Consider the following 643-nt stretch of genomic DNA (forward strand, 5'->3'; position numbering starts at 1 on the left):
GCATAGATCGCGTCACGCCACTCCTCCAAGCGCGGGAGGGCGAGCTCTCCCTGGACCTCGCGCAGGCCCTCCCCGCCCTCGTCCCCGGCGCCCTCACTGTCCCCTCCCACGGGAACGTCGAAGATGGCCACCTGGTCAGGCTTGGTGGTGTTGAGGTCGATCTTGTTGATCATCGCGTCGAAACGCTCGTCGTGGGCACGCAGGGCCTGGAGGACCTCCCACACGACACGGAAACGGTCATTGTCGTGCAGCACGTCCTCGGGCTGCATCCCGGCGGGGATCCCGATCGGCAACACGATGTACCCGTAGTGCTTGCCCTCCGCCAGGCGCATGACGCGACCCACGGACTGGACGATGTCCACCTGCGACTTCCGCGGGTTCAGGAAGATCACCGCGTCCAAGGCAGGCACATCCACGCCCTCGGACAGGCACCGTGCATTGGACAGGATCCGACACTCCGGGACCCCGTCATCAGTGGCCGTGTCATCAGCGGCCTTGAGCCAGTCGAGCTCCTGGTTGCGGGCCAGGATGTTCATGGTGCCGTCCACGTGGTGCACGCTGGCAGGCAGCGGGTCCTCGATGGGAGTACCCCCCAGACGGGCGACCTCCACGTAGTCCCGCACGACGTGGTCGAAGGTGGCCG

Annotated in this window: 1 protein-coding gene; it reads right to left on the reverse strand. The window is 66.6% G+C overall.

Annotation, left to right across the window (positions count from 1 at the left end; genetic code table 11):
- Nucleotides 1-643: helicase-related protein (locus tag FK530_RS24720; protein ID WP_269434192.1), on the reverse strand; the 643-nt coding region annotated here is incomplete at both ends.

The organism is Tsukamurella conjunctivitidis (genome assembly GCF_007858475.1).
Classification (GTDB): Bacteria; Actinomycetota; Actinomycetes; order Mycobacteriales; family Mycobacteriaceae; genus Tsukamurella; species Tsukamurella conjunctivitidis.